Raw genomic sequence first — 2,844 nt, 5'->3', positions numbered from 1 at the left:
AACTATATTATTGGCACCCCATTTGCCTTAGTTACTTCATCAATTAGTTACTTCATCAAGTAATTTGCTTGAGCTTGAATAACGATACACAAGGGGTCGACCATGAAAAATAAGATATTATTTGTACACTATGGTAACGATTGGATTCGTGGCAGCGAGAAGTGCCTGATTGACCTCATTAAATACATTAGCGTGCGTAATTTCGAGGCATTTGTTTGGACCAATAATCGTGCTCTGGTTAAACAGCTAGAAGTGCTTAATGTGCCAAACATACTATCCGACTTCCCTCTATTGCTTGGTTGGAAAGCGCCAAAGTATGACTTTTCAGCATGGCTAGAGTTAATCACACAGGGCCGCGAGTTAATAGAGCTAGAAGATATCGATTTGGTTCATATCAACAGCGGTGCGCCTTGCCAATGGATGCTTGCCGCAACGCGAATGACTAAAACTCCCGTTGTTACACAGCTTCATTGTCCGTACCAAACTCGTGATCGTTTCACTCTCGGGCTGCATTTGTCTCCACATATTGTTTCTGTGAGTAAATATGTCAGTGAAATGCTGGTTAAAGTAGAATACCCTAACGTTCGCTTAGTGGTTATCGGCGACGGCCGACAAAGAGATAGGTTACAACAGCAAGCTGAATACTTGCATTTAGAGCAACGTGTTCACTTTGTAGGTGAGAAAGCCAATGTCGTTGGTTGGCTAAAAGGCTGTGATGCCTTTATTAGCGGGGCTCGAAGTGAAGCCTTTGGCTTAGTTATCGCTGAAGCCGCTCTAGCAAACATTCCGATCATAGCGCCATTCGAAGGGGGAATACCTGAGTTTATCCAACATGGTGAGACTGGAGTACTCTACCCTAACCATGGCATTGCCCCGATCGCAAAAGCGATGCGAATTCTGGTTAATAACCCGAACCTTTGTACACGGTTAGCGCAGCAAGCGAATAGTGCAATCGTCAAACATCACGACGTATCGGTGAGTTGCACCAAAATTCTACGCCTGTACCTAGATTTGCTAGAACAACCGCGCTATTCAAAACGTTCTGTCATCAAAACACTGTCGCCAATAAAAACTTATATCGCAAACAGATTTTCGTTTGGAGGTCAACATGGCTAACCATACTGGAAAAACTCTGGTTTTCGACCCAATTACATTTAAAGGCGGTTCTAAGATCGCCACCAGCGACGCCCTGAATGTGTGCCGCACGACCAACAATGAGTTTGTTGTGTTAACTGTCGATCCTGGATTCTGGCAAAAGACTGATTTCTTCAAGAAACACAAGGTGACAGTGAGAAAAATCGCCACAGTTTCGTGGTTAATGAAGCAACACACCGGCGCTTTCTATTGGCTGAACCAAATATGGATGCTGCTTGTTTTGCTTAAAACAATGATAGTACACGGGGATATCAACAAAGCGCTCGGAGCTTCAGGACCCGGTATCGATATGCCCTTATACTTGCTAAAAAACCTAGTCAACGTGGAGGTCATTCAGTTTGTCCATGGTAACGTTGGGCTGTCTCGCTCGATTGGATACTGCTTAACTATCGCGGATTCTGTTTTCTATCTTCCGTCAGCAAAAGCAAGTATTGAACTCGCGCTCGAGGCATACCTCCACCATGCCACTAAGATAAACGACACGTCAGCGTTGGCTCAGTTCTACTTATCAAGCGCAAGATACAGCACTTTCCTCAATGGCATTCCTTCGTCACGTTGGCCTACTCAAAGTCAAACCATAGTGCCAATCGGTTTTTGGGCCGCATCTCTGCTTAAATGGAAGGGATTGGACACACTAGTTGAAGCGGCTAGGAATGCAGCACTAACCAAAGCTGTCGCAATGAATATTTGCTATATTCGCCCTATCGACACCTGCTTGCCCGTATCGTCAGCTCCAGTACTACTCAAACACGCCAAATGGCATGAAGATCCAGATGATCTTGACCAGATCAGAAGCCAATCGAACATCTTTATCTCTACGAGTTGTAACGAGCCATTCGGCTTGTCGATTCTAGAAGCATTGGCGGCCGGAATGTGTGTTGTGATACCGCGAGATAGCTCATTTTGGGATCAACAGTTAACTCACAATGAAAGCTGTATCAAGTACCAACCGGAAGACCCGCAATCACTTTGTGATGCTCTGCTCTACGCTGCGAATGACAATCAAACATTCAAGCGCTGCTGCGCCAATGCGACTAAGGTTGCTGAGCAATATAAAGCTGAGTATCGCTATCAAAAGTTCGCCCAACATATCAATGGTGACATTGTCACTACCATGATTGGCGCATATGACCAGTAGCTGAGGAATGACCATGAACCTAGAGCATTTAAAAAACATCAGCTTATATGCGGTCAGCCTGTTTTTAATCAAAGGGATTTCACTACTTACACTGCCTTTGATAGCACACTACTTAACGCCATCACAAATTGGTCACCTAGAGTTGCTTGGTATTACGACCGTGTTTTTTAGTCTTGTCGTGGGTATCGCGATGCACGAAAACCTCTATCGTTTTATTGGTACTGTGAGCAGTAACTCGGTAAGGAAGAAAAAAGCATCTCAGTTGTATAGCGCTACGTTGATTATTTCTTTAGCATTCAGCGCCTTACTAGTGTTGATTTATTACTTAGTTCCCTTCAAGGCAGTTACGTTCTCCAACGAACAAATTCTGCTGATGACACTGGTTGTTTGTTACGAAGCCCCTCTAGCCATCAACTTGGCCTGGCTAAGATTGCACAATCAGGCAGCACTGTTCTTTAAGGTTTGTGTTACCACGGTTATTACTCAGGTTTCACTACTTTGCTTCGCATTAGTCCACAAACCCGATGTCACCGTCATATTCGCGCTTAATG

The 2,844-nt window shown here is 44.4% G+C and carries 3 protein-coding genes; all 3 read left to right on the top strand.

The annotated features are described in order from the left end of the window. Positions 1-102 precede the first annotated feature (102 nt). Positions 103-1,116, top strand: a complete 1,014-nt coding sequence (locus QTO00_RS18420) for a glycosyltransferase (protein ID WP_331426069.1) — start codon at positions 103-105, stop codon at positions 1,114-1,116. Next, entirely contained in the window at positions 1,109-2,293 is a 1,185-nt protein-coding gene (locus QTO00_RS18415) for a glycosyltransferase family 4 protein (RefSeq protein ID WP_331426068.1), read from the top strand. Before QTO00_RS18420 ends, QTO00_RS18415 begins: the two co-directional genes overlap by 8 nt. 13 nt (positions 2,294-2,306) lie before the next feature. Next, on the top strand, positions 2,307-2,844 hold a 538-nt coding region (locus tag QTO00_RS18410), incomplete at its 3' end, for a lipopolysaccharide biosynthesis protein (RefSeq protein ID WP_443088946.1).

Origin of the sequence: Vibrio sp. M260118 (assembly GCF_036533755.1) — a bacterium.
GTDB lineage: Bacteria > Pseudomonadota > Gammaproteobacteria > Enterobacterales > Vibrionaceae > Vibrio.
The sequence above is the reverse complement of the archived record's forward strand: the minus strand, read 5'-3'. Positions and strand labels throughout refer to the sequence as shown.